Source organism: Streptomyces ochraceiscleroticus (genome assembly GCF_000720485.1).
GTDB classification, from domain to species: Bacteria; Actinomycetota; Actinomycetes; order Streptomycetales; family Streptomycetaceae; genus Streptomyces; species Streptomyces ochraceiscleroticus.
The window spans coordinates 1-26,474 of record NZ_JOAX01000039.1 but is presented as its reverse complement, the minus strand read 5'-3'; the positions used below and the strand labels follow the sequence as shown (position 1 = coordinate 26,474).

Sequence of the window (26,474 nt, the reverse complement as noted above, 5' to 3'; positions counted from 1 at the left end):
CAGGGTCGCGCGGTCGGCCTAGGGAGTGTCCGGTGAAGCGCCCTGACCGGACGTCACCCGCGGGTGCGCCGACACCGGCTCGGTGGCCGGCCCGGGACGCAGCAGACTCAGCCCGAACATCAGTACGCAGTTGAAGGCCACCGCGACCAGGCCGGGGTTGATGCCGCCCAGGCCGGGGTCGGTCACGTACAGCACGATGGATGCCGCGACCCCGCCGAGCATCCCCGCGGAGACCGCCCACGGCCGTACCCGCCGGAAGAACATCAGCGCGAGCCAGCCCGGTACGAGCTGGCCGAGCAGGTAGTACGTCAGATTGAGCACCGTCAGCATCAGCGTCGAGGCGGTGAGGGTGAGCACCGCGGCGGCGACCAGGAAGACCGCGACCACCGCCGTGGTGGTGCGGCGCTGCGCCTCGGGGCGGATGTTCGGCGCGAGGTTGCGGGAGACGATGCCGCCGATGGTCAGCGCGGTGACGGCCAGTACCAGGACGCCCGACAGGCCCGCGCCCGCGGCCACCACGCCCACCAGCCAGTCCGGCAGCCGGTCCTGGACGATCGCCATGAACACCGTGTTGGGGTCCTTCACATGCGGGCGGTCGGCGAAGGCGAAGTAGGCGGTGGCGACCAGGAACGGATACATCAGCATGTAGACCGGCATCCACACCGTCGAGGACTTGATCGCCCGCTCGGACTTGGCGGTGAAGATGTACGCGGCGGAGAAGCCCAGGTAGAAGGTGACGCTCTGGAAGACGATGGTGGTGAGCGCGAAGACCATCGGCGACCCGCTCATCGTCACCTGCGCGCGCGGCACGGAATCCGGGCCGAAGACCTCCGCCGGGCCGCCGCCCGCCGTCACCGCCACCACCCCGGCCACGACGATGCCCAGCACCATCAGCACGTCCTTGAGGATCGCGACGAAGGCGGGCGAGCGGACCCCGGAGACCGCCAGGTAGAGGAAGGCGATCACGCCCGCCAGGAGCACCGACTGCACGGGGCTGATCGGCAGCCCGAGCGCCTGCAGCACGACCTGCATGCCGATGAACTGGTACTGCCCCCACGGCACCAGCGCCACCAGCAGCGCGCCCGCGGTGACCAGCTCCAGGCTCCGGCTGCGGAAGTGCCGCCCGAAGACGTCCGGGATGGTCATCGCGTCGTACCGCACGCCGGCCCGCCAGATCAGCGGCGCGATGTAGTACCCCAGCGGATAGGCCAGCAGGATGTAGCCGAGGAACCAGATGCCGTAGCTCGCGCCGCCCGCGTAGATGCCCGCCGGGAAGCCGATCATGGTGCCGATGCTGTAGATCTCGCCGACCGCGAGGAAGTACAGCAGCCAGGGCGGGAAGGAGCGGCCGCCGACGAGGTACTCGCCGATCGACATGTTCTTCATCCCGCGCCGGGCGCTGAAGGCGACCAGGACGGAGAGCGCCATGACGCCGAAGAAGATCGCCGCGGTCATCTGCCCGCCCCCTCGTCGCTGCGCTCCTCGTCCCGGTACCGCGGTTCGTCGATCCGCCAGGCCACCCACAGACACAGGCTGGTGAGCGGGAACCAGGCGAACATCCATGCCCACAGCAGCGGGATGCCGAAGACGTACACGTCCGTGTCCGCGAGCAGCGGCATGACGACGAGGATCGCCAGGACCGGCAGCCCGAGCCCGATGCCGAGGCTCTTGCGCGCGCCGCTCACCGGCCGTCCCCTCCCCCGGCCGCCGGTCCGGCGGCCGGCGCGGCGTCCAGCCCGGCACCGCCCCACACGACCTCGCCGCCGATGACCGTCGCGTCCACCTGGAGCGCCCGCACCGCGTCCGGCGCGACGGCGCCCGGGTCGGCGGAGAGCACCGCGATGTCCGCCAGCTTGCCCGGCTCCAGACTGCCCTTCTCCCGCTCCTCGAAGCCGAGGTGGGCGGCCTGGCTGGTGTAGCCGCGCAGCGCCGTGTCCACGTCCACGGCTTGCTCGGGACCCAGCTCGTGGCCGTCGCGGGTCGTCCGGCGCACCGCGCACCAGATGCCCTCCAGCGGCGGTACGGGGACCACCGGCGTGTCCGAGTGCAGCCCGAAGGTGACCCCGTGCTTGACCGCGGAGGCGAGCGGGTCGATGCGCCGCGCCCGCTCGGGGCCGAGGAAGCGGTCCCGGTGCCGGTCGCCCCAGTAGTAGACGTGCTTGATGAAGAAGGACGCGAGGATGCCCGCCGCCGCCATCTGGTCGAGCTGCCGCTCGCTGACCATCTGGCAGTGCTCGATGCGGTGCCGGCGGTCGCCCTCCAGCGGGTCGAGGCCGAGCTTCGCGTACGCCTCCAGGATCGCCTGGATCGCCCCGTCCCCGTTGCCGTGGATCGCGACCTGCCAGCCCGCCTCGTGCAGCGTGGCCACCCGCCTGCTGAGGTCGTCCTGCGGGAAGATCAGCAGCCCGTTCTTGTCCGGCGCGCAGGCGTACCCCTCCGAAACGCAGCCGGTCAGCCCCTGCAGCGAGCCGTCGGCCCACAGCTTCACGCCGGCCACCCGGAAGAGGTCGTCGCCGAGCCCGGCGACGCCCGCCTCCACGGGGCTCAGCTCGCCGCCCGACAGACCGGGGAAGAGGTCCTGCACGAGGTACGCGCGGACGCGGTTGCGCAGCCGTCCCTTGCGGCGCGCCAGCCGGTACGCGTCGAGCTCCGCGGGCCCGCCGACCAGCCCGAGTCCGGTGTCGTGGACGGTGGTGACACCGGCCGCCAGATAGGCGTCGCCGGCCAGCCCGATCGCCTCGGCGAGGTCGGCGGTCTCCGGCTTGGGCATGGCGGCGTGCGCGGCGAACGCGGCGGTCTCCGCGAGCACCCCGTCCGGCTCGCCCGCCGCGTCCCGGTGGATCGCGCCGCCCACCGGGTCGGGGGTGTTCCGGTCGATGCCGAGCAGCCGCAGCCCCGCTGTATTCAGTACACAGAAGTGGCCGGAGACGTGCTGGAGGCAGACCGGCCGGTCCCTGGACACCGGGTCGAGGTCGGCGCGCGTGGGGTGCCGGTCGTCGGCGAGCAGCGTGTCGTCGTACCGGTAGCCGCGCACCCAGGTGCCCGGCTCGGCGTCGGCGGCGGCCTGCTCCACCCGGGCGACGATGTCGGCGATGGTGGCGTTGGGCGGGCTGCCCGCGTCGACGTCCGCGGCGAGGGTCAGCCCGAAGAAGGTGGGGTGGTTGTGGGTCTCGATGAACCCCGGCACCGCGCAGCGGCCCTGGAGGTCCAGTACTCGGGTGCGCGGCCCGATGAGCCCGCGCACCGCGGCGTCGTCGTCGACGGCGAGCACGCGTCCGCCGCGCGCGGCGAGTGCGGTACGGGTCGTACCGGCCCGGTCCATCGTGCGGACCGTGCCGTTGAGCAGGACCAAGTCGGCGGCTGTGAATGGATCGGCGGTACGGGGTACCTCGGGCATCGAGCGGTCACCACCTGACGCAGGCTCGCGCCTGCTGATCGGCATGAATTTCCGACATGCTGCCCGCTGGACGACCGGCGGGACAGGACCAGATGGGGGTGGGTTGCACGAGTCCAGCCGCCGGTGGCCGCACCGGCCCGGCCCTCTCCGGGGTGCGGGCCGGCGAGGGGTGCGGCAGCGTGGTTGCCGTCCCGCCGAAATGAGACGAAGGAGTTCCGGCATGGGTGACAAGGGCGCCATGGACAAGCTCAAGGGCAAGGCCAAGCAGATGGCCGGCAAGGCCACCGGCGACAGCCGCACGAAGGGCCAGGGCCGCGCCGACGAGGCCAAGGGCAAGGCGAAGAACGCCGTGGACGACGCCAAGGGCCAGAGCCGGGGGATGAAGGACTCCCTGACGGACCGCGACGACGAGTCCTGATCCGGCACCATCCGCGCGGCCCGGCAGCCCGCTCCCTGTGAGCGGCCGCCGGGCCGTCGCATGTGCGGTGACCGGCTGCCGCGCGTGCGTCTTGACGCTCCAGAGGCGTCGTGAGAACGTTCCCACACGCCGATCATGAGAACGTTCTCACAACGAAAGGTTCTGCCATGCGCACTCCCGCTTCCCGTCCCCGCGTCGCCGTCGTGGGCGGTGGTGTCATCGGAGTGTCGACCGCTGCGCAGCTCGCCCGCCGCGGCGCGGACGTCGTCCTGGCCACCGAGGGCGAACTGGCCGACGGGGCTTCGGGGCGGTCGCTGTCCTGGCTCAACTCCTTCGGCGGCAAGCGCTCCGAGGCGTACCACCGGCTCCGGCTGCTCGGCATGGACCGGTACCGCACGTTCGCCACCCGCGTCCCCTCCTCCGGCTACCTGAAGTTCGACGGCGGGCTGACCTGGGCTGCGCCCGGTGCCGCCGAGTCACACCGGGCGGCGTTCGCGCACATGCGACGCAACGGGTACGACGCCGAGTGGCTGACCCGCGACGAAGTCGCCCGGTGGACGCCCGGAGTGGACCCGGACGCGATCCCCGACGAGGGTGCGATCTTCAATCCGGGCGAGGGCTGGGTGGACCTCGTCCCGCTCGTCCGGCAGCTCGCCGACGACCTCACCGCGGCCGGCGGCCGGATCCTCACCGGCGCCGGGCCCGCCTCCGTCGTCGTCGAGGGGGACCGCGTGGCCGCCGTACGGACGGGCGCCGGCGAGCGCATCGACGTCGACACGGTCCTCCTGGCGACGGGGGCCGAAGTGCCCGGCACAGTACGGCAGTTCGGCGTGGAGATCCCGGACGCGACACCCCAGGCACTGCTCGTGCGCACCACACCCCTCGGCACGGACCTGCGCGCCACGCTGAACACTCCGCGCGTGGCGCTGCGGCCCACTCCGGACGGTGCGCTGGTGATGGACTCCGACGCCACGGCGGCCGAGGTGATCGCCCACGCGGACGGCACGTACGAGGTCAAGGACTCCACGGTGGAGAAGCTGCTGCGCGAGGCGTCGGCCGTCCTCGCCGGCCATCCGCGCCTCGAACTGGACTCCTTCGGCGTGGGCCGGAAGCCGATCCCGGGCGACGGTGAGCCGGTGCTCGGTGAACTCGACGAGGTGGCGGGCCTGTTCGTGGCGTTCACCCACAGCGGCGCGACGCTCGCCCTGATCGTCGGCGAGCTGCTGGCCGAGGAGATCACCACCGGGGAGCGCAGCCCGCTGCTCGCGGCGTTCCGCCCCGGCCGCTTCCGCTGACCAGGGACAACCGGAGCCGCCGAACGGCGGTGGCGCCAGCAAAACACAATGGCAAGGAGGTTGCCCACTCCTTGCCACTCTCAACGTATAACACGGTGGGGGCCTTGCCGCAAGGCCCCGGTCATGCCGCAGAATCACCGTTCCAAGCCAGAATCTGCGGAAAACGGGGTTTGCGTTGATTGACGTGATCATTGCCGGCGGTGGACCGACCGGCCTGATGCTGGCCGCCGAGTTGCGGCTGCACGGTGTGCGCGTGCTCGTGCTGGAGAAGGAGGCGGAGCCGACCAAGGTGGTCCGCGCGCTCGGCCTGCACGTGCGCAGCATCGAGATGATGGACCAGCGCGGTCTGCTGGAGAGGTTCCTCGCGCTCGGCAAGCAGTACAGAGTCGGCGGTTTCATCGCCGGCATCGAGAAGCCCTGGCCCGACCGGCTGGACACCGCGCACGGGTACGTCCTCGGCATCCCGCAGCCCGCCACCGCTCGTCTGCTGTCCGAGCACGCCACCGAGCTCGGCGCCGAGATCCGCGGCGGCTGCGAACTGGTCGGGCTGAGCCAGGACGACGAGGGGGTGACCGTCGAGCTGGCCGACGGTACGCGGCTGCGCTCGCGCTACCTCGTCGGCTGCGACGGCGGCCGCAGCACGGTGCGCAAGCTGCTCGGCGTCGGCTTCCCCGGGGAGCCCAGCACGGTCGAGACGCTGCTCGGCGAGATGGAGGTCGGCGTGGACCAGGAGACGCTGACCGCCGTGATGACCGAAGTCCGCAAGACCCAGAAGCGGTTCGGCTTCGGTCCGTTCGGGGGCGGGGTGTACCGCGTCGTCGTACCCGCCGAGGGGGTGGCCGAGGACCGCACGGCCCCGCCCACGTTCGAGGAGTTCAAGAAGCAGCTACGGGCGATTGCCAGCACCGACTTCGGGGTGCACTCGCCGCGCTGGCTGTCCCGCTTCGGGGACGCCACCCGGCAGGCCGAGCGCTACCGCGTCGGCCGGGTGCTGCTGTCCGGCGACGCGGCACACGTCCACCCGCCGACCGGCGGGCAGGGCCTCAACCTCGGCCTCCAGGACGCCTTCAACCTCGGCTGGAAACTGGCCGCCGAGGTAGCCGGCTGGGCGCCGGAAGGACTGCTGGACAGCTACGAGAGCGAACGCCACCCCGTGGCCGCCGCCGTGCTGGACCACACCCGCGCGCAGATGCACCTGATGGCCACCGAGCCGGGCCCCCAGGCCGTGCGTCGGCTGGTGGCCGAGCTGATGGACTTCGAGGAGGTGAACCGGTACCTGATCGAGAAGATCACCGCGATCGGGGTCCGCTACGACTTCGGCGAGGGGCACGAACTGCTCGGCCGGCGGATGCGGGACGTGGAGCTGAAGCGGGGCCGCCTCTACGAGCTGATGCACAGCGGCCGCGGACTGCTGCTCGACCGCACGGGCCGGTTGTCGGTGGCGGGCTGGGAGGATCGGGTCGACCACGTCGTCGATCACATCGTCGGCGACAGCGGGGGCGGCGGGGAACTGGACGTGCCCGCTGTACTGCTGCGGCCGGACGGTCATGTGGCGTGGGTCGGTGACGATCAGCAGGAGCTGATCGATCGGCTGCCGAAGTGGTTCGGCGCTGCTGTCCGAGTCTGAGCGCGAACGGGGCGCTCAGACACCGGAGGCCCGCAGCGGGTCCCTCGTGGCGAAGCGGGACGGGGGTGTGCCGAAGGCGCGGGTGAAGGCGGCCGTGAAGGCGGCGGGCGAGGCGTAGCCGAGCCGGCCGGCGACCTCGGTGACCGGCGCGGTGCGCAGCAACGGTACGGCCGCGAGCAGCCGGGCGCGGGCCCGCCAGACGGCCGGGCTGTCACCGGTCTCCGCGCGGAAGCGCCGGGTGAAGGCCCGCTCGCTCATGGCCGTCCGCGCGGCCCACGTGGCGTTGGTGACACCGGCGTCCGGGGCGGCCAGGTAGGCGCGGCAGAGCGCCGCGAGATCGGGTGAGGCGGGAATCCCGACGTGGAACGGGAGGGGGGTGCGCGCGGCGATCTCGTGCAGAAGGAGGGCGGCGATGTGCCCCTCCCGCCCGGAGAGGCTGTAGTCGGCCTCGAACTCGACGGCGGCCAGGAGCAGTTCGCGCAGCAGCGGTGGTACGTCCACGACCGTACAGGTGGCGGGCCACCAGGGGACGGCGTCCGGCTCGATGTACAGGCTGCGGGTACTCACCCCCAGCATGCGGACCCGGTGCTGGGTAGCGGCCGGAATCAGGACGGCCCGCTCGGGCGGAACGGTCCAGCTCCCCTCGTCGGTGTCGACGACCATGACCCCGGTGGCGCCGTAGAGGAACTGCGCGCGCCGGTGCTCGTGCCAGTCCAGTACGTGGCCGGGCGGGTAGTCGGTGCCGATCGGCAGGACGGCCCGGTGGATGTGGTCGACGGTGTCCAAGGGGACGTTCTTCACCCGGCCACCGTACTGGCCTGCCTGGCCGAGTCGCGAAAGAAGAGCGCCGACTTTCGCATGTGAGAAGCCCGGCCGGGCTGGTGGACTGGATCCTGTGGACGTGATGGCATTGATCGGGATCGGGCTCCTCACCGGGGTGACGACCGTGTTGTTCGGGTTCGGCGGCGGGTTCGTCGCGGTCCCGGTGGTGGTGTGGGCGGACGCCGCGCTCGGCGCGGACGCGATGCGGGTCGCGACGGCCACCTCGGCCCTGGTGATGGTGGTGAACGCCGGATTCGCGACCGCCGTCACACCGCGGCGGGTGCTCGTCGCCCTCCGCGGCAGCGGCCCGCTCCTCCTCCTGCTCGCGGCCGGCGCCGCGGCCGGTGCGCTCGCCACGCGCGTCGCCCCGCCGGCCGTCGCCCGCTGGGCGTTCATCGCATACGTCACTCTCACCATCGTCGACCTGCTGCTGCGCCCCGGCTTCCTCCGCCCGCGCGCACGGGTCGCGGCGCCCTCCGACGCGCCGCGGCCGCTGCCGGCCGTCCTCGGCGCGCCCGTCGGCGCGGTCGCCGCCTTCCTCGGCGTGGGCGGCAGCGTCCTGACCGTCCCCGCCATGCGGCGGGCCGGGCACACGATGCATGTGGCGACCGCGCTGGCCAACCCCCTCACCCTCGCCATCGCGCTCCCGGCCGCCATGGTCTCCCTGGGCGGCTACGCGCTCCCGGCCGGCGCGGACGCGCAGGTGCACCTGGTGGGTCTCGTCGACCCCGGCGCCGCCGCGGCACTGCTGCTGGGCGCCTTGCCGGTGATCGCGGTACTGCGCCGCCGCCCGCCGCGGATTCCGGACCGTATCCACGCCTGGTCCTACATCGGACTGCTCGCGGTGGTGGCGGTCGCGATGCTGCCGTCGGGCTAGGCAGAGAGCGCGAGGCGGCCGATTAGGCGTGCGGGCTCGGGACGCGTAGTGTTGCGGTTGTCGACGCGGGGTGGAGCAGCTCGGTAGCTCGCTGGGCTCATAACCCAGAGGTCGCAGGTTCAAATCCTGTCCCCGCTACTGATTCCCGGGCCCGGCGGATGTCATCCGCCGGGCCCGAGGTTTTTGATCGCCCCTTCGTGAAGGCACGCCTGCTCAGCCCTGTGTGAAGCGCATCTGCATTTCCGGTGCGAGGCCCAGTTGCGGGCCCGTGCGGAGCTCGGGGGTGTGGATCAGGATGTTGTAGTGGTTCGGGAAGTGGCAGGCGTCGAAGCCCAGGACCGTTCCGATGCGGCGGCCTTCCGTCCACACTTCGTCGCCGCGGTCGATGACGCCGGCGCAGCCGATCTCCAGGAAGCCCAGGAATCCGACCCGGTCGATGCGGGCACCGGCGGCCGTTTCGGTGTGGTCGGTGGTCACCAGTTCATGCACCTCGCCACGGCGGACGCACCGGCCGGCGAAGGGCTCCAGGGTCATCCCCCGGTCCTCCCGCCGGTGGGTGAGTACCTTCACGAGCTGTCCGTGGACCGTGCGCTTGGGCCCGTCCTCTCCTGGCGTCATGGGCGGGTCGCCTCCTGTTGTGAGGGGGAACGGCCGGCGCGTTCGTGTGCGTAGGTGTCGGCCACCAGCTCCAGCGCGGCGAGGCCGTCGGGGCCGTGGGGAGGACCGGCGGTGCGGCGCCCGGCCAGTACGTCGGTGAAGTCGCGCAGTACGCCCACGTACTCGTGCCACAGCGAGCCCTTGAATTCCGGGTGGCCCGCGAGCATGTCGGCGGTGTGGACAGTGCCGTCGGCCAGGCGCGCCTCGATCGTCTTCCGCTCCCCCGGGTAGGACCAGTCGAGTTCGACGCGTGCCACCGCGCCGGACGCGGCGCCCAGCAGTACGGTCGCCTGCCGGTCCACGCCGTGTGCGTCGCGGTGTACGGCGGCCTCGGTGACCCGGACATCACCGACGAACAGACGTACCAGGTCGAAGGCGTTGGGGCCGTTGTCGGCGACACAGCCGCCCCCGCAACGGTCGGGGTCGAGGTACCAACGGTCCTGGCCTGCGTGTTCTTCGATCATCTCCTCATAACGCACCGTCAGGGAGCTGATGGGGGCCTGGGCGGCGATCCGTTCGCGGAGGGCGTTCACCTCGGTGTTGTAGCGCCGGTGGAAGGAGGTGAACAGCGGTACGCCGGCGTCGAGGGAGAGCCGTGCGAGGTGGCGTGCGTCGCTCAGCTTCGTGGTGAGGGGTTTCTCCACGCACACCGCGCGGCCGGCCGCCAACGCGTCGCGGCACACGGGGTAGTGCAGATCGTTGGGGACGTTGACCACCACGGCGTCCACGTCCGCGTGGCGCAACAACTCGTGGTGGTTGCGGTAGCGCGGTACTCCGGGTGGCGCGCCGGCGAGTCCGGTCTCGTCCGGGTCGCACACCGCGGCCAGCTCAGCGGGCGCCTCGTGGGCCAGTGCGGCCAGGTAGAAGCGCGAGATGACGCCGAGGCCGATCAGGCCGATGCGGGGTGTCGTCATGCCGCGCCTCCCGTGTGGGCGGTCCTCATGGGTGCCGGGAAGTGGAGGTGGCTGGTGCGGGCGAGGTCGAGCATCTCCTCGTACAAGGCCCTCGCGAGGGGAACGCCGTGCGCGCGGCGTTCCCGGGAACGGGCGTGCTCCGGCCAGCCGGGGTAGCGCACCGGCTCGTCCGGGCGGATCGGCGGGCAGTCCAGCAGGGCGCCGAACAAGCTGGTGGCATCGGTGCGGAAGTCCGCCTCGGGGCGGAGCCGGCCCGGTGCGATCGCCAGTGTCAGGTAACCGATGTCGTCGTCCCGGCCGTTCGGCTGCTCCCCGGCCTCCGGGTGCGGCCCGAGGCCCGCGCCGGGAACGAGTGCGGAGAGTATCTCCACCAACAGTCCCAGCCCGAAGCCCTTGTACGCGCCGGTATCAGGGTCACCACCGAGCCAGCGCAGGTGCGCCTCGCCGCGGTCGAAGGCGGCCGGGTCGGTGACCGGTGCGCCGTCGTCGTCCGCCAGCCAGCCGGCCGGCACCTTGCGCCCGTTGCGCGCCGCCTCGCGCACCTTGCCGGTGGGTACCACCGTGGTACTCATGTCCAGAACGAACGGCGGGTGGGCACCGGCCGGCGCGGCGAGGGCGAGCGGGTTCGTGCCGAGCATGGGGGCGCGGCCGCCAACGGGCCGGGTGAGCTGCTGCCACCCGCAGTTGGCGGTGACCAGGCCCACCATGTCGTGGTGGACGGCGCGCAGGGCGTGATACCCAGCGCAGCCGAAGTGGGTGGCCCCACGGACCGAGACCATGCCGACGCCGTACTGGCGGGCCCGCTCGACCGCCAGGTCCATGGCGTCGGAGGCCGCCCACAGGCCGAGGCCCCGCTGCGCGTCGAGGAGCACCGAGGCACCCCGGTCCACGAGCACACGGGGTTTCGCCCGCGGGTCGCACCGCCCGGCGTCGAGCATGGGCAGGTAGAGCCTGGTGAGATTGGTGATGCCGTGGCTCGTGAAGCCGGTGAGATCGCCGTAACACAACGCCTCGGCGGCGGCACGCGCCCGGGCATCCGGCAGTCCTCTGGAGCCGAAGACATCGGCGACGAAGGCGAGGAGGTCCTGGTACGGCACCCGCACGGTGGTCTCGTCGGTGGGCCGGTCCGGAAGTGCGTCGGTGGCCGGGTGGTTCGATGACGTCATGCGGTGGTGGTCTCCTCGGCGTCGGGCCGGCGCGCGGCCGCTGGGGCGTGGCGGGTGAAGCCGATGAGTACGCGGGCGATGTCGTCGGCGTACCTGTCGAGCTCTGCGGCGTCGGCGTACTCGCCGTCGGCGTGGGCGCGGTTGGCGCCCAGATGTCCGGGGCCGAGCACGGCGGTGTACGTGTCGGGGACGCCGTTCATCCAGACCGCGTCGCAGGTGAAGGGCGGTTCGTCGGCCGGCCAGCGGGTCAGCCCGGCCTGGTCCGCCAGCAGTGCCTCGGCCCATGGTGTGCGGCCCGGATCCTCCAGGGCGGGCAGTCCGCGCTTGTACCACTGCAGGGAGGTGATCGCCGCGGCGTCGGCCGCCGTCCGGGCCAGATCAGGTGTACCGGTGGCGACTGAGGTGAAGTCGGCGAGGGCCTCGCGCAACGACTGCTGGAGTGCGGCCTCGGCGGCCCGGCCGGCGGCCGGGGAGCCGTAGGAGATGTTGAGCAGCAACTGCCCGGTGCCGTAGACGCGGTTGTGCCGTGATCCGGTGTGTAGACCGGCCACGCACACCCGGCCGTCGGTGATCCGCGGGGGCAGGGTGCGGGCCAGATGGCTGCTGAGGTGCCCCAGCAGTGCGGTCGCGTTGTGACCGGCCTCGGGGTGGTCGTCCACCGCGTCCTCGCCCCGGATGTGTACCCCGGCCGTCATCGATGCCGTGGCACGGGGCAGGTAGCGGTGGCCGGTCGGCTCGCAGAACAGGTTCAGCCGGCCGATGAAGCCCTGCTCGACCAGCGGCCGGGTGCCGAACGTGCCCATGGCGCCGCCCTCCTCGCCGGCGACCGCCTGGATGACGACGCCGACCCGCGTGCCCAGGGCCGGCTCCGCCGCGCGGGCGGCCCGGATACCGGCCAGCAGGGCGACCGCGGGGCCTTTGGCGTCGATGGCGCCCCGGCCGCTGAAGCGCGTGCCGTCGAAGCGGGCCGGCCACCAGCCGGCCACGGTGTCGAGATGGACGTTGAACATCAGCGTGGTGTTGTGGGGCAGTTGGGGACCCAGGCGCAGTACGAGGCTGGGCTGGCACGCCAGGAATCCGGGCTCGCGGGCCGCGGCCTCCCGCACGGTCTCGGGGACGCCGTCGCGGTCCAGCACCGCGGGGTCGGCGGGCGCGTGGCGTACCACCGTGAAGCCCAGTGCCCCGGCGGCCGCCGCGTACGCCCTACCCGCCTCCCACAGTTGTACGGCGGGGCCGTCGCCGCCGGTTTCCAGCGGACCGGCGGTAGGGGTGTCGAGCAGGTGAAGGAGCAGCTCACGGTCGGTGCGGCTCAGCCGTGCGGGGCGCGCGTGGTCAGGCACGGGCACCCCCGTTGTCAGCGGTGACCTCACGCTGTACGAGCCGTTCGAGCGACCGGCCGTAGCGGACGAACGCCGCAACGCCCTCCTCGTCGGTGGTGTTGTGATCGTCGTGCGGGCGCAGATGGGTGTGCGGCTCGATCGACCAGGCACCGGTGTAGCCGTGCTGGAGCAGCGCCGTCAGACACTCCCGTACGCCGGATTCCCCCTCTCCGGGCAGTGTGTAGTCGACCTGGCCCCCCGCCCTCGCGCGGGCGTCCTTGACGTGCACGTGGGCGACGTGTCCGATGACGGCATCGAGCAGTGCGTGGGCGTCGTAGCCGTACGGCACTCCATTGCCGATGTCGAACAGCAGCCGCAGGGCGGGGCTGTCAATGCGCTGGAGGAGGTCGAGCATCCGGTCGGCGCGGGTCCCCGCCCAGCCGCTGCAGTTCTCGTGCAGCAGGACCAGCCCGTGCCGCTCGGCCTCATGGACCAGCGTGGTCATCCGGCGTATCGCCCGCCGGCCCCATTCGGCCTCGCTCAGGCCCGCGTTGGGGTAGGACATCACCCTGACGTACCGGGTGCCCAGGGCCGCGCAGCGCCGGGCAAGGATCCGCAGTTCGTCCAGGTCGTCCTCGAAGCGGCCGGTGATCGGGCGGGCCCAGTTGGCGATGCGGGAGTCGACGCAGACGACGTCGATCCCGGCGGCGTCGAGCCCGGCGGACAGCCGGGCGAACGCGCGGTCGTCCAGGTCCGCGATCGCGGTGCCGTCCACCGTGCGCAGCTCGATCGTCCGCCAGCCCAGCCGGCGCAGGGCTTCGAGCTGTCCGGCCAGGTCAGGGGCTGCCTCGTCGCCGATCCCCGCGTACCGGATGCCGGAGAGCCGGTCGTCCGTACCTGAAGATGCGTCAGCTGACATGAGTGAGCGGCTCCTCACTGCCGGCGCCACGTACAGTTGCGCTCTTTGCCGCCAACTGCTTCGCGTCATGGAGCAGTTCGACGGTCCGCACGTGGGTACCCAGGTCGTCGCCGCCCGGGCCGCTCGCGTAGCGCCGGTACGCACGCACCATGAAGGACGTCAGCGCGTCGTCCTCGAAGACCTCCCGCACCGTCCGTCCGGCGCTGACCGTCTCCAACTGGGCGAAGTCGTCGTCCTGGCCGACCGGGTAGTGTCCGACGACGGTTCCCCCGGTCATGTCGAGTGTGATCTGCCGCTGCCGCACCGGTGCGGTCAGGTCGGAGACGATCTCACTGCAGGCTCCCCCGTGGTGTTGCAGTGCCAGCCGGGCGCCGCCCATACGGGGCACCACACTCTCCCCGAGGGACAGGTCGGTACAGGATGCCTCGCGCACCTCTGCGTCGCCCAGGAGGCGGAGGAGGGCACCCAGGGAATGCGGCACCTCCACATCGAAGGCCGAGGCGTGGCCGCTGTTGGCGAGTGAACGGCGGAAGCGGGGCTTGTGCTGCGCCACGGAAACCGTGCGTACGCTGCCCAGTTCGCCGCCCTCGACCACCGCGACGAGCCGTTCGGTCAGTGTGCTGTGGAGCCAGGGCGCGACCACCGACAGGGACAGGCCGTGCTCCCGCACCACGGCCAGTACGCGCCGGAGCGCATTCCGGTCAGTGGCAAGTGGCTTCTCCACCACCACCCGGGAGAAGCCGAGCAGGGCAACATCGCGGAGCACCTCGGCGCGCACCGACGGCGGGGTGCAGACATGCACGACGGTGCGTGCCGGGTCGAGCAGGTCCCGGGCCTGCGGCAAGGAGCCGGCGATCACGAGGTCCTGCAGGGGGCCGGTCGGGACGGCACGGGGGTCGACCGCCACCACCGGCCGGCCGGCGAACGCACCGGGGGCCTGCGCCCGTGCCTTGAGCAGTACGGGTACGTGCAGGCCCAAACCCGCGCGCCCCAGGCCGACGATCAGCGTGCACAACACGGTTCGCGCCCTCCTTTGACTTCCGATCGCTTCCGGGAAAAGGACCGGAGCGGAACCCATGAGCCTTCTTTCATTGCCGATCCTCCATCTGCCCCACCTCACCACACAGGAAAACACGGCCCGGCGTACGAAAAATCATTGACCGAAGTCAATGGTGACCAAAAAATGCCGAGTACACACCGGAAAGGCAGTGCCACCGACCGGACTTGCTGATTCCCCGCGATCCGCGTGATGTATCGATGAGGACGAATTGAGCCAGGTGAGCGTGGGTCGAAGTGGCTCGGCGCACCCCTGCCATGCGCCTTTATGCGCCCGGGCGCGACCGAACGGCTTGGCGATTTTTACCCGTCAGGTTCAAGTGGAAGTATCCCCTCGGGCAGACCGCCGTTGACGGACCGCGAGGGCGACAAGTACGTTGATCGCGCATTTGGTGACTGATGCCCCGGGAACGCCCCGCGGAACACGCCTCGAATATTTCTACTTCGCGACCGCGTTACCAATTTTCTCTCTACCAATTTTCCGCAAGGTATTTCACCGATCAAGGAAGAGAGGAACAGTCATGCCCAGCAACGTGCAGGAACAGCGGCTGCGTCGTCGTTTCGAACTGTGGGACAAGAACAACGACGGCCGCATCGAGCGCAGCGACTGGCAGGGCGAAGTGGAGCGCCTGCTGCGCGCGTTCAACGAGACCGCCAACAGCCCGAAGGGCAAGGCCCTCAGCTCGGCCTACATGGGGATGTGGGACAACCTGGCCGCCCAGGCCGGCGTCAAGTCCGGCGACTCGGTGGACTTTGAGCAGTTCAAGAACGCGGCGGCGAAGCAGCTGCTCGACCAGGGGAAGTCCGGCTTCGACAAGGGGCTGCGCCCCACGATCAAGGCGATCCTCGACCTGGCCGACACCGACGGTGACGGGCAGGTGAGCCGCGAGGAGTTCCGCACCTGGATCAAGGTCGCCGGCGGCGAAGAGTCCAAGGCCGACGAGGCTTTCCAGCGCATCGACACGGACAACAGCGGTCAACTGTCGGTGGAAGAACTCATCGAAGCAGTACGCAAGTTCCACTCCGGCGAGCTGGACGTCTCGCTCTTCTGACCGCGGACGGTCCGCCGGTGTCCCCGGACGCCGGCGGGCCTCACCCGGTCGGCCAAACCGGTTCTCTCTCCCCCTGTTCGACGGTTGCCGCACCCTCGGCCACCTCGTGAGAGGAAACATGCGCGATATATCTTTCGATCAGAGGTGCGGCACAGCAGCCGGGCCATTCCAGCCGGTGCCCTTCTTCAGTCAGGCCAAGACCTTCGAGTACCTGTGGCCGGAGATCCGGTCCCGGGTGAGCGACGTCATCGACGACGGCAAGTACTCGCACGGCCGGCAGGTCGCACTGTTCGAGACGGCCCTGGCGCGGTGGACGGGTGCGCGGTACGCGGTGGGGGTGAACAGCGGCACCGACGCGCTGGTACTGCTGTTGCGTGCCTGCGGCCTGAAGCCCGGTGACGAGGTCGTCGTGCCGGCCTTCACCTTTGTGGCGTCGGCGTCCGCCGTCGTACTGGCCGGCGGCCGCCCGGTCTTCGCCGACATCGACCCGGTCGGTTACGGCCTCGACCCGTGGTCCGCGGCCCACGCCGTCACACCGCGCACGCGGATGCTCATGCCCGTGCACCTGTTCCACCAGATGGCCGACATGAGCGGGCTACTGGACGTCGCCCGCCGGCACGGCCTGACCGTGGTGGAGGACAGTGCCGAGGCCATCGGGATGCGGTGGGGCGGGGTGCACGCCGGTCTGCTGGGGGCCGGCGGGGTGCTGTCGTTCTTCCCCACCAAGACACTCGGAGCCATCGGCGACGCCGGAGCCGTACTGACCGACGACCCCGAACTGACGGAAAGAATCGCCGCGTTGCGCCACCACGGACGGTACGGCCGGACGCTGGCCCACTTCCCCGGCATCTCGAACCGGACCGTGGACAACGGCGTCAACAGCAAGATGGACGACATCCAGGCGGCCGTGCTCCTCGCCAAGCTGACGCGGCTGGACCAGGACATCGCCCGGCGGGCCGAACTCGCCGCCGCCTACACCCAACGGCTGGCCGGAGTACCCGGCGTCCTGCGGCTGCCGACGGTGGTACGCCGGGACACCGCCACCAACCCGGTCTTCTACGTCTACCTCATCGAGGTCGAACACCGCGACGAACTGGCCGGATACCTGGCCGAACACGGCGTCGGCACCGAGACGTACTACCCGGTCCCGCTCCACCTGCAGACGTGCTTCGCCGGCCTCGGATACCGGCGCGGTGACTTCCCGCACGCCGAGGCGGCCTGCGAGCGCACTCTGGCCCTCCCGTTCCACCCGGACCTGAGCACCGATGACATCGACTCGGTGGGCGGGCGCATCCGCCGCTTCTTCACGGGGAGGCCGGAGTGACGATCCCCTTCTTCGCCCCGGACCTCTTCGAAGCGGACCGGGAGGTACTGCTCGATCTCGTCCATGAGATCGGCACGGCGCCGGACCAGAAGTTCATCCTCGGGGAACGCACCGCCCGCTTCGAGGAGGCCCTGCGTACCTCGTTGGGCGCGGCCGACGTCGTGGCCTGCTCCAGTGGCACCTCGGCACTGACACTGGTACTGCACGCGATGGAGGTGGGACCGGGCGATGAGGTGGTGGTCCCGGCCTACGGCTGCGCTCCGCTGGCCAATACCGTGGCCAATCTCGGGGCGACACCGGTGTTCGCCGACATCGATCCGCTGACCATGGTGGCCGACCCGGAGCAGATGGAACAGGCGGTCACCGGCCGGACCAGGGCCCTGATGCCCGCCCATATGTTCTCGGTGATGGCGGACATGCCCCGGATACGGGAGATCGCGCGGCGCCATGGAATGCGGCTGGTCGAGGACTCGGCAGTGGCACAGGGCGGCGTCCTCGACGGCATTCCCGCCGGTACGTGGGGGGACGCCGGCGTGTTCTCGTTCGTCCAGGTCAAGACCTTCGGCACCGCCGGTGAGGGCGGGGCCGTCGTCACCATGGACCCCGGGCTCGGACAGACGGTCCGGACGTTGCGCAATCACGGTCAGGACGCGCGTTTCGTCTACGGGCGCACCGGCTACAACAGCCGGTTCGACGAGGTCCTCGCGGCCTTCCAGTTGCACCGGCTCCCCGGCTTCCCCGAGCGGCTGGAGCGCCGGGCCCGTATCGCCGGCTATTACACCGAACGCTTCACCCCCTTGCGCGACCGCGGCGTGACGCCACCGCCGCCGGGCCGCAACGGGCGTTGTTACTACGTCTATTCGCTGCTTGCCGACGAGCGCGAGGCATTGCGGGAACACCTCGCGGCGCGGGGAGTGGCGAGCCATGTGCACTACCCGCTCCCCCTGCCGCACCAGCCCGCCTTCGCCCGGTTCGCGCCCAGCGGCCGCAGCTGGCCGCACGCCGAGAGCGTGGCCCGGCGGCAACTGGCGATCCCCGTCCATCCGCACCTCACCGACGCCGAGGTGGAGCGCATCGCGGACGCCGTCTGCGAGTTCGCCGCAGGCAGGAGGGACCGATGAGCAGCGAGGTGAAGTTACCGGCCGGGGTGCGCCCCGCGCCGGCCGCGGCCAAAGTCCGTGCGTATGTGCGGCTGGCCAAGCTCGACATCATCGACTACTACCTGGCGCTGCCCGTCGCGCTGCTGCTGCTCGCGCCCGCGCAGCGGCTGTCACCCGGCACCGTACTGACGCTGGTGCTGTTCGGGCTCGGCGAGCTGTGCGTCATCGCCGCTTCGGTGGCCTTCGACGATGTCACGGGCTACCGCGACGGCAGCGACGCGGCCAACTACGGCCCCGACGCGCCCCGCCGCCGCCTCGCCCGGAAACCGCTGCTCGCCGGGACGCTGACGCCCACGGAGGCCATTCGCTTCGGCTGGGCCGCGGCCGTTGCCGGGGCGCTGCTGTGGGCCGGTGCGGCGGCCGTGGCACCGCACCGGTCCGCCTGGACGCTGGTGCTCGCGGCTCTCTGTCTGGTCACCGCGGTGCAGTACTCGTGGGGTCTGAAGATCAGCTATCGCGGCTGGCAGGAGGTCTTCCTCTTCGGCTTCGGCGTGGGCATGGTCCTGGTGCCGTACGGTCTGCTGTCCTCCTCGCTCAGTGGTTTCGCGGTCCTCCAGGCAGTGCTGTTCGGCGCCGGCCCCATGCTCTTCGGGCTGTACTCCAACACCCACGACATCGAGGGCGACGCCCGGGTGGGGCGGCCCACCGTCGCCGTGCTGACCTCCCCGCGCGGCAACGCGGCCTTCATCACCGCCATGACGTTCGCGCAGGTCGCGTGCGTCGTCGGGTCCGCGCTCGCGGGCGTGGCGCCCTGGTGGTTCCCCCTGGCCATGCTGCCGATGATCGCCCTGCGCGGCACCGAGCTGGACATCGCCTTCCGGCGTCGCGACATCCTGCTGGCCCGCCGGACCGCGATCCGCAACCACCGGGTCACCGTCGTCCTGCTGTGCGCGGTGAGCCTCGCGCTGCCGCTGCTGCCGGGCACCACGCCGTGACGGCACCCGCGAACGGGGCGGAAGCACCCGCGAGGCTCGTTCACTCCGGTTCAGAAAGTGGAAACCCATGACGACTGATCTCGATGTGGCCGTGGTCGGCGCCGGCGCCTCCGGCCTCGCCGTGGCGCACGCGCTGCGCAAGGCCGGGCGCGGTGTGCAGGTGCTGGAGTCGTCCGAGGCGGTGGGCGGGCGGATGCGTACGCTCCGGCAGGACGGCTATCTCATCGACACAGGCGCCGAGATGCTGGCGCCCCGCGGCTACCGGGCGACCTGGAAGCTGATCCGCGAGACGGGGCTGACGCCCGCCGAGACCCCGCGCGTCCCGCATTCGATCGCCACCTGGCGGGACGGGCGGATCCGCCCCGACACCGGCCGCGCACGCGGCCTGCTCACCGGGGCCGGCCTGTCCGTACGGGGCCGGCTGAACCTCCTCCGGTTCCAGGCGGACACCGCCCGCCGCCGGAAGGAGTTCGACACGGACCACCCCGAGCGCACGCCCCTGGGCACCGGTACCGTCGCCCAGCTCGCCGACCGCTACGGCAATGACCTCGTCGACTACCTGTTCCAGCCGCTGACCAGCGGCTTCTGCGGCTGGGACGCCGGCCGTTCGGCAGCCGGGCCGTTCGTCTCGCACCTCATGGCCACCGGAAGCACCGCTGACTGGCGTACCTACCGCGACGGCATGGACACCCTCACCCGCAGGCTCGCCGAACGGCTGGACGTGACGACGGGGCTGCGGGTCGAGCAGGTCACCCGGCATCCCGGCGGGGCCCGGCTGGAGTGCGACGGCACCACCCTCACCGCGCGCTCGGTGGTGCTGTGCGTACCGGCGCCGGTCGCCGCCCTGCTGTACCCGGACGCCCCCGAGGACGAACGCGACTATCTCCACGCCTCGACGTACACCCCGATGCTGAAGGTGAGCTGCGCCCTCGACCGGCCGCTTCGGCTGCGCAGCCGCCGGCCCGTGTACGCGCTGGTGATTCCCGCGGTCCATGACCGCGTGCTCAACGGGATCGTCATCGACCACGTCAAACACCCCGGCCGGGTCCCTCCCGGTGCCGGACTGGTGTCCCTGGTCGCCACGCCGGACGTCACCCGGGAACTGCTCGACGCCCCCGATGACCAGGCCGTACGCCGACTGCGGGAGCGGGGCGAGCACTACCTGCCCGGCCTGGGGGAGGCACTGCGGACCGCCCGGGTGCACCGCTTCCGGCACGGGCTGCCCGAAGCGACCCCGCGGGCCCTGCAACTGCGGACGTCCTTCCTGCGCCGGCCCTCCCGCACGGTGGAGTACGCCGGGGACTGGCTGATGCAACGCCCCAGCAGTGAGGGAGCCTTCCGGTCGGCGGAGTGGGCGGTGGCCCGCGTCCTCGACTACGCGGAACACCCCGGCGCCGACGCGCGGCCGGAGGTGCGGCATGGCTGAGGAAACACAGCGGCCGGGCGCTCCCGGCGGAGAACGGTACGTCTTCGACACCGGGTTCGCGAAGGAGGAGGAACGGCTCTCCCTCGGCGAGGCCCTCTGGGACGTGGGCACCACCGACCGGCTGGCGGCCGTGGGCGTGGCACCGGGCTGGCGCTGCCTGGAGGCCGGCGCGGGGCGCGGCTCGGTCGCCCGCTGGCTGGCCGACCGGGCCGGCCCCACCGGCGAGGTACTCGCGACCGACCTGCGGGTGGACCGGCTGAAGTGGCTGACCGACCACGCCATAACAGTGCGTCAGCTCGACCTCGTCAGCGACGACCCCGACGACGAACTGCCCGCCGCGCACTTCGACCTGATACACGCCCGGCTTGTACTGCAGCACATCACCGACCGGCAGCAGGCCGTCGACCGGCTGTGCCGCGCCCTGCGCCCGGGCGGGCGCCTGGTCCTCGAAGACACGGACACCGCTTCCCTCTTCAGCCATCCCGAGCGCGCGGACTTCCTCCAGGAGGTCAAGCACGCGGCGTACGAGGTGATGTGCGCGGCCGGATACCATCCGCGCTGCGGCCTGCTGAACGCCGAACTGGCCACCCGGGCGGGCCTGGTGGACGTACGCGCCGAGGGCCGCTCCACGGTGGTGCGGGGCGGCACCGAGGCAGCACGCTGGTACATCCTGTGGATCGAGCACCTGCGCCCCGCGATGCTCGCCCGTGGTTCGGTCACCGACGACCGTATCCAGCAGGCGGTCGACAGTATGGCCGACCCGTCCCAGCGCTGGCTCTCCCAGGTGATGATCACCGTCACCGGCCGCCGGCCCGCGACGGACGCGGACGAGAGCACCGCAACCGCGGGAGTCCGCCCATGACCACCCGGGAATCCCGCGCCACCAAACAGCGCAAGCCCGCGAAACCGCCCGAACTGGGCACACTCTTCGACCTGTTGGCCGACCGCGGCAGCCCCACCACCGTGCACCTCAGCCGCCCCTTCGACATCTGTCCCGACGGCGGCGTCACCTTCGGCATCGACCGCCTCGCCCGGCTCGTCAGGGAGGCCGCCGGGTGGCTCGCCGCAGCCGGAACGCGTCCGGGCGACCGGGTGGCCGTGGTCAAGGCCAACCACTGGGACGTGGTACTGCTGGCGTGCGCGGCGGCGCGCATGGGCGCCGTCCCCGCCCTGATCTCCGACGACCTTCCCGCGACGGCGTTGCAGACGCTGCTCAAGCGGCTGGAGCCCGCGCTGCTGATCACGGATTCCCGGACGGTCGAAGCGGTGCGCGACGCGGGGACCGAGCCGGCGGTCTTCGCACCCCGGACGCTCACCCTGGACAGGAAGGCAGTGGGAACGCTGGGGCTCGACGACGTACGCGGTCATGAGCCACCGCCGGTCCTGCGGCGCCACCCCGACGACACCCTGGTGGTGCACCACACCTCGGGGACCACCGGTGTACCCAAACTCGTCGAGCACACCACCCGTACGATCATCCACCGGCTGGCGCACTTCGAGTGCCAACGCACACCGATCGTGGCCAGTCGGCGCGATGACACGGTGGCCGTCGCCGACCCGTTCGTGCACGGCCGGGCCGTACCGTGGACCACCAGCGTGTTCCACCTCGCACCACGCAAGGTGGTCATCCTCGCCGACACCGATCCGGCCGCCGTCGCACGCACCCTGACCGCGCATCCGCCGACGACGGTCGAGGCATCGCCCGCCACCTACGTGCGGTGGCAGGGGCTGGCGGCCGGGCCCGGCAACCCCTTCCGTGCGGTACGCCTGTACATCAGCACCTTCGACTCGGTGCACCCGCCCACGGTGCGCGGCTACCTCGGCGCCTCCCGGCGCCAACACCCGGTATGGCTGCAGGGCTGGGGCCAGACGGAGACCGGGCCGCTGACCTTCCGCCTGCTCACCCGCAAGGCGCTCGCCGCCACCGGCCGGCGCCACCCGACGACCCGCAACCTCGGCCGGCCGGTCCCCGGCCGTACCAAGCTGCGCGTGGTGGACCCGGAGACCTTCCGCCCGGTCGGGCGTGGCAGGCCCGGCATCATCCTGGCCCGGACGAAGGCCCGCTGCACCGGATACGTGGGGGAAGAGGACCGCTGGTCCCGGAAGGCCCTCGGTCCGTGGTGGAACACCGGGGACATCGGCTTCCTCACCCGGTCCGGCAGCCTGGTGCTGCTGGACCGGGAGGTCGACGCGGTGCCCGGCACGAGCTGCGTCGAGCTGGAGGACGTGATCGAGGACCGGCTGCCCGCCGTGCTGGAATGCACCGTTCTGGGCGCTCCCGGACGCACTCTGCTGCCCGTCGTGGTGACGGCCGACGGGTGGCTCGACGCCGATGCCTGGCGCGCGGCCGTACGGGATCTGCCACTGCTCGCCGAACCCATCGTCCGCGGCTGGGCAGAGATCCCCCGCACCGGCACCGGCAAGGTCCGGCGCCTCGAACTGCGCGCTCAACTCCTCCCCGACGCCGCCACTTTCGGTACGGGCCACTGGACGTGAACGGAAGGACAGCATGACCACGGGTACGCAACGGCGGGTCCTCGTCCTGGGCGGGGGAACGGCCGGCCTGCTGACGGCACACGTCCTGGCGGAGTACGCGGACTCGGTGACCGTGGTGGAACGCGACGCGCTGCCACCGGGACCGGAGCACCGCCCCGGCGTGCCGCAGGCACACCACCTCCACGTGGTGCTGCCCGGCGGGCAGCAGGCCCTGGACGGCCTGTTGCCCGGGGTGGTCCAGGAACTGTGCGCGCACGGAGCCTTCCGGATAGGGATTCCGCGCGACGCGGTGTTGTGGTCGGCCGGCAGTTGGACCCGCCGCTTCCCGACCACCATGCACCTCCTTTCCTGTACGCGCCCGCTGCTCGACTGGGTCGTACGCGAGCGCGTACGGAAGCACCCGCGGATCCGCCTCGTGGACAGGACCGCTGCTGTCGCCCTGCTGGGAGATGCGACGCGCGTCAGCGGAGTGCGGGTATCGGCTCGCGAGACCGGTCCGCGAGACCCGTACGACCTGCACGCGGCCCTGGTCGTCGATGCCACCGGGCGCTCCTCCGCGGCACCGAAGTGGCTGGCCGCACTCGGCCCGGCCGTCCCTCCCGCGGAATGCGTGGACCCCGGACTCTCCTACACCACAGTGCAGTACAAGGGCGCGCCGGGGAGTGACGCCCCGTTCCTGGGCGTGCACATCCAGCCCGACCGGAACCATCCGCGCGGTGCCGTACTCCTCCCGGTGGAAGCGGACCGCTGGATACTGACCGCCTACGGGATGCGCGGCCACGAACCGCCCACCGACCAGGCCGGTGTGCTGCGTTTCCTGGGCGGTCTGGCCGACCCGGTACTGCACGAATGGGCACGGCACAACGAACCGGCCGCGCCGCCCCGCGGCTTCCGGAACACGGCCAATCGCAGGTACCTGTACGAGCGTGCCGGCACAGCGCCGTCCGGCTTCCTCGCCGTGGGCGACGCCTGCTGCACCTTCAACCCCGTCTACGGACAGGGCATTTCGGTCGCCGCGCTCCAGGCCGTCGCCTTGCGTGCCGCGCTTTCCCACAGGCAGCCGGGCCGGCGGACCACCACCCGCACTCTCCAGCGAGCAGTGTCGACCGCCTACCGACCCGCCTGGCAACTGGCGACGGGAGCCGATCTTCAGTATCCAGCAACCACGGGCAACCGACCCGGCGTCACGGTCCTCCCCCAGCAGTGGTACATCGACCGGGTCCTCGCGCGGGCCAACGGCAATCGCCTGATCGGCGACGCGCTCCGCGACGTCCTCGGACTCACCGCCCCACCGGCCCGGCTGTTCACCCCCAAGGTCGCGGCGGCCGTGCTCTTCGCCCCCGTCCCGCAGCCCCTCACCACACTCCCCCTGCACGCAGAGCCGTAAGGAGCACCATGTGAACAGCGTCGCTGTGATCGGGCTCGGCTACACGGGCCTTCCCCTCGCGCGCGAGGCGTGCCGCGCCGGCCTGAAAGTCGTCGGAATCGATGAGAACCCGGCGGTGACCGACGCACTGATGTCCGGCCGCTCCCACCTCCCCGATGTCACCGACAGCGACCTCACTGCCATGCTGGCCGCCGGGTTCCGGGCATCCACCGACGTGAGCCTGCTGGCGGAGACCTCGGTGGCCGTGATCTGCGTACCCACGCCGCTGGGCGGGACGGGGCGGCCCGACCTGTCCCACGTCCGCCGGGCCGCCACCGCGCTGGGCGACCACCTCAAGCCGGGATCGCTGCTCGTCCTGGAGTCCACGTCCTTCCCCGGCACCACGGACGACGTGGTCCGCAGAGCCGTGGAGCAGGCTTCCGGGCTCACCGCCGGCACGGACTTCTCCCTCGCCTTCTCACCGGAGCGCATCGACCCGGGCAACGAGACGTTCGGCGTACGCAACACCCCGCGCGTCGTCGGTGGGTACACGCCACGGTGCACGGCAGTCGCGGCCGAGTTCTTCCGGAAGCTGTGCGACGAGGTCGTGGAGGCGGCCTCGGCACGCGAGGCCGAGCTGGCGAAACTGCTGGAAAACACCTACCGCAGCGTGAACATCGCCCTGGTCAACGAGCTCGCGGTCACGGCCAGGGCGCTCGGCGTCAATGTCTGGGACGCCATCGACTGCGCACGCACCAAACCCTTCGGGTTCCAGTCCTTCCGCCCCGGCCCGGGCGTGGGCGGCCACTGCATCCCGGTCGACCCCGCCTACCTCACCCACTGGGCACGCGACGCCGGAGCTCCCCTGCGCCTGGCCGAACTGGCACAAGAAGTCAACGCCGAAATGCCCGCCCACGTCGCACGCCGCGCCGAAGACCTCTTGCGCCATGCGGGAAAGCCCATCCGCAGCGCCAAAATCCTCCTCATCGGGATCACCTACAAACCCAACAGCCCGGACCTCCGCGCCACACCGGCCACCCCACTCCTCCGCCTCCTCCGCAAGGCCGGCGCCCACGTGACGTACCACGACCCGCTCATCGATGCATGGTCCCCGGACGGTGAAAGGGTGGAGCGGACCACCGACGTACTCTCCGCCGCCACCACTGCCGACCTCACCATCCTCCTCCAGGACCACCACACCATCCCGGTCGACCAACTCCCCGCCCACTCCCCCTTGCTCCTGGACACTCGGGGGCGGCTCCGGGGGACTGGGGCGCATCAACTCTGAAACTGCGGCCGGGTCCCGCCCAGCTCAGGAGCGAGCCAACGGGAGGCGGCGGCACGGAAGTCGGCCGGTGCCAGAGCGCCCGCTCCCTGCGGCAGCACCCCCAGTAGGGACGCCCCGGCCGCGCCCGGAAGGTCCTCCAGGTTGCAGCGGGCGGCAAGGTCCGGGGCGTCGGGCCACGACCCGATCACCACCCCGGGGCAGCGCAGTCCGCGGGCACGCAGTGCCTCCGTGGTCAGTTGCGTCGCGTTGAGCGTGCCCAGGCCGGCCGCCGCGACCACCAGCACCGGGGCACCGAGGAGACGGGCCACGTCCGCCAGTGACGCCCCGGTCTCGTCGTAGTGCACCAGCAGCCCGCCGGCGCCCTCGACCAGCACGAGGTCGTGCTCGGCTGCGAGCTTCTCCGCCACCTCCGCCACGTCTCGGGGGCGTACGGGCGGCAGTCCCGCCCGGCGTGCGGCTGTCACGGGTGCCAACGGATCGGGATACCGCCCCAATTCGCAGCCGGTCACCATCTCACCGGCCAGCCGCCGTACCTCGGCCACGTCCCCGGGCTCACCGGGGACGACACCCGTCTGCGCCGGCTTGAGCACGGCCACCGATCTGCCCACCGCCAACGCGACGGCGGCTAGCGCCGCCGTGGTCACCGTCTTGCCGATCTCCGTATCCGTCCCAGTGACCGCCAGGTCGTCCTTGCCGGCCTGGCCCTCACTGGTGAGGTAGTCGCCGAGGAAGATGGAGTTGGCCAGGTGCAGCGCGAGGGGCTGCAGGGTGCGCAGATGTACCTCGCGCCCGCCCGCCAGCCGGACCTCGGCGTCGGGGTGAACGAAACGCACCATCGCCAGAATGCGCAGGGCGCGCTGCGGGGTGAGGTTCCACTCCTTGGCCAGCGGGGTGCCCTCGAAGGGGATCAGGAAGTTGACCGGTACGGAGTCGGGGTCCAGCTCGCGCAGCGAGAAGACC

Annotated in this window: 24 protein-coding genes, 1 tRNA gene and 1 pseudogene; 14 read left to right on the top strand and 12 right to left on the bottom strand. The window is 71.5% G+C overall.

Features of this window, described 5'->3' with window-relative positions:
* Window positions 1–18: 18 nt before the first annotated feature.
* The 3 genes from IG84_RS0134025 to IG84_RS0134015 are packed head-to-tail and all read right to left on the bottom strand — an operon-like array spanning window position 19 to window position 3,397.
* Window positions 19–1,455: a sodium:solute symporter family protein gene (locus tag IG84_RS0134025; RefSeq protein ID WP_051862778.1), complete on the bottom strand. Its 1,437-nt coding sequence runs from the start codon at window positions 1,453–1,455 to the stop codon at window positions 19–21.
* On the bottom strand, window positions 1,452–1,685 hold the full coding sequence (locus IG84_RS0134020) for a DUF3311 domain-containing protein (protein ID WP_031066158.1): 234 nt from the start codon (window positions 1,683–1,685) through the stop codon (window positions 1,452–1,454). Before IG84_RS0134020 ends, IG84_RS0134025 begins: the two co-directional genes overlap by 4 nt.
* The gene (locus tag IG84_RS0134015; protein WP_031066155.1) at window positions 1,682–3,397 is read right to left on the bottom strand and encodes an amidohydrolase; all 1,716 of its coding nucleotides are present in this window, start codon (window positions 3,395–3,397) and stop codon (window positions 1,682–1,684) included. The genes IG84_RS0134020 and IG84_RS0134015 overlap by 4 nt, the downstream gene beginning before the upstream one ends.
* A 220-nt stretch (window positions 3,398–3,617) precedes the next feature.
* Here IG84_RS0134015 and IG84_RS0134010 point away from each other — a divergent pair, with 220 nt between their 5' ends.
* From IG84_RS0134010 to rox, 3 genes are all read left to right on the top strand, one after another.
* Complete coding sequence (locus IG84_RS0134010; protein WP_031066151.1) at window positions 3,618–3,815, top strand: CsbD family protein; 198 nt, start codon at window positions 3,618–3,620, stop codon at window positions 3,813–3,815.
* 167 nt (window positions 3,816–3,982) lie between these two features.
* Entirely contained in the window at window positions 3,983–5,110 is a 1,128-nt protein-coding gene (locus tag IG84_RS0134005; RefSeq protein WP_031066148.1) for an NAD(P)/FAD-dependent oxidoreductase, read from the top strand.
* A gap of 175 nt (window positions 5,111–5,285) precedes the next feature.
* Window positions 5,286–6,737 carry a rifampin monooxygenase gene (gene rox, locus IG84_RS0134000; RefSeq protein WP_031066144.1) on the top strand — a complete coding sequence of 484 codons (1,452 nt, stop codon included), beginning with the start codon at window positions 5,286–5,288 and terminating at the stop codon, window positions 6,735–6,737.
* A gap of 15 nt (window positions 6,738–6,752) precedes the next feature.
* Here the strand turns inward: rox and IG84_RS0133995 are convergent, their stop codons facing one another.
* Entirely contained in the window at window positions 6,753–7,538 is a 786-nt protein-coding gene (locus IG84_RS0133995) for an AraC family transcriptional regulator (RefSeq protein ID WP_031066140.1), read from the bottom strand.
* Window positions 7,539–7,641: 103 nt separating this feature from the next.
* Between IG84_RS0133995 and IG84_RS0133990 the strand changes: the two genes are divergently transcribed.
* On the top strand, window positions 7,642–8,436 hold the full coding sequence (locus IG84_RS0133990; RefSeq protein ID WP_037801229.1) for a TSUP family transporter: 795 nt from the start codon (window positions 7,642–7,644) through the stop codon (window positions 8,434–8,436).
* A 64-nt stretch (window positions 8,437–8,500) separates the two neighbouring features.
* Window positions 8,501–8,574 (top strand) — tRNA-Met (locus IG84_RS0133985).
* A gap of 75 nt (window positions 8,575–8,649) precedes the next feature.
* Here the strand turns inward: IG84_RS0133985 and IG84_RS0133980 are convergent.
* The 6 genes from IG84_RS0133980 to IG84_RS0133955 are packed head-to-tail and all read right to left on the bottom strand — an operon-like array spanning window position 8,650 to window position 14,429.
* Window positions 8,650–9,054, bottom strand: coding sequence for a DUF6917 domain-containing protein (locus IG84_RS0133980; protein ID WP_031066134.1), 405 nt, complete (start codon window positions 9,052–9,054; stop codon window positions 8,650–8,652).
* Window positions 9,051–10,007, bottom strand: a complete 957-nt coding sequence (locus tag IG84_RS0133975) for a Gfo/Idh/MocA family protein (RefSeq protein ID WP_031066131.1) — start codon at window positions 10,005–10,007, stop codon at window positions 9,051–9,053. Before IG84_RS0133975 ends, IG84_RS0133980 begins: the two co-directional genes overlap by 4 nt.
* Window positions 10,004–11,173: an Ldh family oxidoreductase gene (locus tag IG84_RS40275; RefSeq protein ID WP_051862777.1), complete on the bottom strand. Its 1,170-nt coding sequence runs from the start codon at window positions 11,171–11,173 to the stop codon at window positions 10,004–10,006. Before IG84_RS40275 ends, IG84_RS0133975 begins: the two co-directional genes overlap by 4 nt.
* The gene (locus IG84_RS0133965) at window positions 11,170–12,513 is read right to left on the bottom strand and encodes a M20/M25/M40 family metallo-hydrolase (RefSeq protein WP_107054021.1); all 1,344 of its coding nucleotides are present in this window, start codon (window positions 12,511–12,513) and stop codon (window positions 11,170–11,172) included. Before IG84_RS0133965 ends, IG84_RS40275 begins: the two co-directional genes overlap by 4 nt.
* Entirely contained in the window at window positions 12,506–13,411 is a 906-nt protein-coding gene (locus IG84_RS0133960; RefSeq protein WP_051862775.1) for a sugar phosphate isomerase/epimerase family protein, read from the bottom strand. Before IG84_RS0133960 ends, IG84_RS0133965 begins: the two co-directional genes overlap by 8 nt.
* Window positions 13,401–14,429 (bottom strand): Gfo/Idh/MocA family oxidoreductase, encoded by a 1,029-nt coding sequence (locus IG84_RS0133955; RefSeq protein ID WP_031066118.1) that lies wholly within the window; start codon window positions 14,427–14,429, stop codon window positions 13,401–13,403. Before IG84_RS0133955 ends, IG84_RS0133960 begins: the two co-directional genes overlap by 11 nt.
* Window positions 14,430–14,988: 559 nt before the next feature.
* Between IG84_RS0133955 and IG84_RS0133950 the strand changes: the two genes are divergently transcribed.
* The 9 genes from IG84_RS0133950 (at window position 14,989) to IG84_RS0133910 (ending at window position 25,514) form a co-directional block, all read left to right on the top strand.
* Window positions 14,989–15,519, top strand: a complete 531-nt coding sequence (locus tag IG84_RS0133950) for an EF-hand domain-containing protein (protein WP_031066115.1) — start codon at window positions 14,989–14,991, stop codon at window positions 15,517–15,519.
* 175 nt (window positions 15,520–15,694) lie between these two features.
* A complete protein-coding gene (locus IG84_RS0133945; RefSeq protein WP_037801212.1) occupies window positions 15,695–16,843 on the top strand; it encodes a DegT/DnrJ/EryC1/StrS family aminotransferase in 1,149 nt (382 codons plus the stop codon).
* Entirely contained in the window at window positions 16,840–17,964 is a 1,125-nt protein-coding gene (locus IG84_RS0133940; RefSeq protein ID WP_031066109.1) for a DegT/DnrJ/EryC1/StrS family aminotransferase, read from the top strand. The genes IG84_RS0133945 and IG84_RS0133940 overlap by 4 nt, the downstream gene beginning before the upstream one ends.
* A complete protein-coding gene (locus tag IG84_RS0133935; protein ID WP_031066107.1) occupies window positions 17,961–18,938 on the top strand; it encodes a UbiA family prenyltransferase in 978 nt (325 codons plus the stop codon). The genes IG84_RS0133940 and IG84_RS0133935 overlap by 4 nt, the downstream gene beginning before the upstream one ends.
* A 67-nt stretch (window positions 18,939–19,005) precedes the next feature.
* Window positions 19,006–20,364, top strand: a complete 1,359-nt coding sequence (locus IG84_RS0133930) for a protoporphyrinogen/coproporphyrinogen oxidase (RefSeq protein ID WP_031066104.1) — start codon at window positions 19,006–19,008, stop codon at window positions 20,362–20,364.
* Window positions 20,357–21,226: a class I SAM-dependent methyltransferase gene (locus IG84_RS0133925; protein WP_051862773.1), complete on the top strand. Its 870-nt coding sequence runs from the start codon at window positions 20,357–20,359 to the stop codon at window positions 21,224–21,226. Before IG84_RS0133930 ends, IG84_RS0133925 begins: the two co-directional genes overlap by 8 nt.
* Window positions 21,223–22,860 (top strand): class I adenylate-forming enzyme family protein, encoded by a 1,638-nt coding sequence (locus tag IG84_RS0133920; protein WP_107054020.1) that lies wholly within the window; start codon window positions 21,223–21,225, stop codon window positions 22,858–22,860. Before IG84_RS0133925 ends, IG84_RS0133920 begins: the two co-directional genes overlap by 4 nt.
* 13 nt (window positions 22,861–22,873) lie before the next feature.
* Window positions 22,874–24,247: an FAD-dependent oxidoreductase gene (locus IG84_RS0133915; protein ID WP_031066095.1), complete on the top strand. Its 1,374-nt coding sequence runs from the start codon at window positions 22,874–22,876 to the stop codon at window positions 24,245–24,247.
* 10 nt (window positions 24,248–24,257) lie between these two features.
* Window positions 24,258–25,514: a nucleotide sugar dehydrogenase gene (locus IG84_RS0133910; protein ID WP_031066091.1), complete on the top strand. Its 1,257-nt coding sequence runs from the start codon at window positions 24,258–24,260 to the stop codon at window positions 25,512–25,514.
* Here IG84_RS0133910 and bioD read toward each other — a convergent pair.
* A complete protein-coding gene (gene bioD, locus IG84_RS0133905) occupies window positions 25,505–26,197 on the bottom strand; it encodes a dethiobiotin synthase (RefSeq protein ID WP_031066088.1) in 693 nt (230 codons plus the stop codon). The genes IG84_RS0133910 and bioD overlap by 10 nt on opposite strands.
* Window positions 26,198–26,251: 54 nt before the next feature.
* Window positions 26,252–26,401, bottom strand: a pseudogene (locus IG84_RS42460) (biotin synthase BioB); the annotation flags it as partial.
* Between the last annotated feature and the right edge of the window lie 73 nt (window positions 26,402–26,474).

Coding starts and splice junctions, on each gene's coding strand:
- IG84_RS0133935 (WP_031066107.1), top strand. CDS start 17,961: ATGAGCAGCGAGGTGAAGTTACCGGCCGGGGTGCGCCCCGCGCCGGCC.
- IG84_RS0133915 (WP_031066095.1), top strand. CDS start 22,874: ATGACCACGGGTACGCAACGGCGGGTCCTCGTCCTGGGCGGGGGAACG.
- IG84_RS0133930 (WP_031066104.1), top strand. CDS start 19,006: ATGACGACTGATCTCGATGTGGCCGTGGTCGGCGCCGGCGCCTCCGGC.
- IG84_RS0133990 (WP_037801229.1), top strand. CDS start 7,642: ATGGCATTGATCGGGATCGGGCTCCTCACCGGGGTGACGACCGTGTTG.
- IG84_RS0133925 (WP_051862773.1), top strand. CDS start 20,357: ATGGCTGAGGAAACACAGCGGCCGGGCGCTCCCGGCGGAGAACGGTAC.
- IG84_RS0133920 (WP_107054020.1), top strand. CDS start 21,223: ATGACCACCCGGGAATCCCGCGCCACCAAACAGCGCAAGCCCGCGAAA.
- IG84_RS0133960 (WP_051862775.1), bottom strand. CDS start 13,411: ATGTCAGCTGACGCATCTTCAGGTACGGACGACCGGCTCTCCGGCATC.
- IG84_RS0133975 (WP_031066131.1), bottom strand. CDS start 10,007: ATGACGACACCCCGCATCGGCCTGATCGGCCTCGGCGTCATCTCGCGC.
- IG84_RS0133950 (WP_031066115.1), top strand. CDS start 14,989: ATGCCCAGCAACGTGCAGGAACAGCGGCTGCGTCGTCGTTTCGAACTG.
- IG84_RS0134005 (WP_031066148.1), top strand. CDS start 3,983: ATGCGCACTCCCGCTTCCCGTCCCCGCGTCGCCGTCGTGGGCGGTGGT.
- IG84_RS0134025 (WP_051862778.1), bottom strand. CDS start 1,455: ATGACCGCGGCGATCTTCTTCGGCGTCATGGCGCTCTCCGTCCTGGTC.
- IG84_RS0134010 (WP_031066151.1), top strand. CDS start 3,618: ATGGGTGACAAGGGCGCCATGGACAAGCTCAAGGGCAAGGCCAAGCAG.
- IG84_RS0134015 (WP_031066155.1), bottom strand. CDS start 3,397: ATGCCCGAGGTACCCCGTACCGCCGATCCATTCACAGCCGCCGACTTG.
- IG84_RS40275 (WP_051862777.1), bottom strand. CDS start 11,173: ATGACGTCATCGAACCACCCGGCCACCGACGCACTTCCGGACCGGCCC.
- IG84_RS0133980 (WP_031066134.1), bottom strand. CDS start 9,054: ATGACGCCAGGAGAGGACGGGCCCAAGCGCACGGTCCACGGACAGCTC.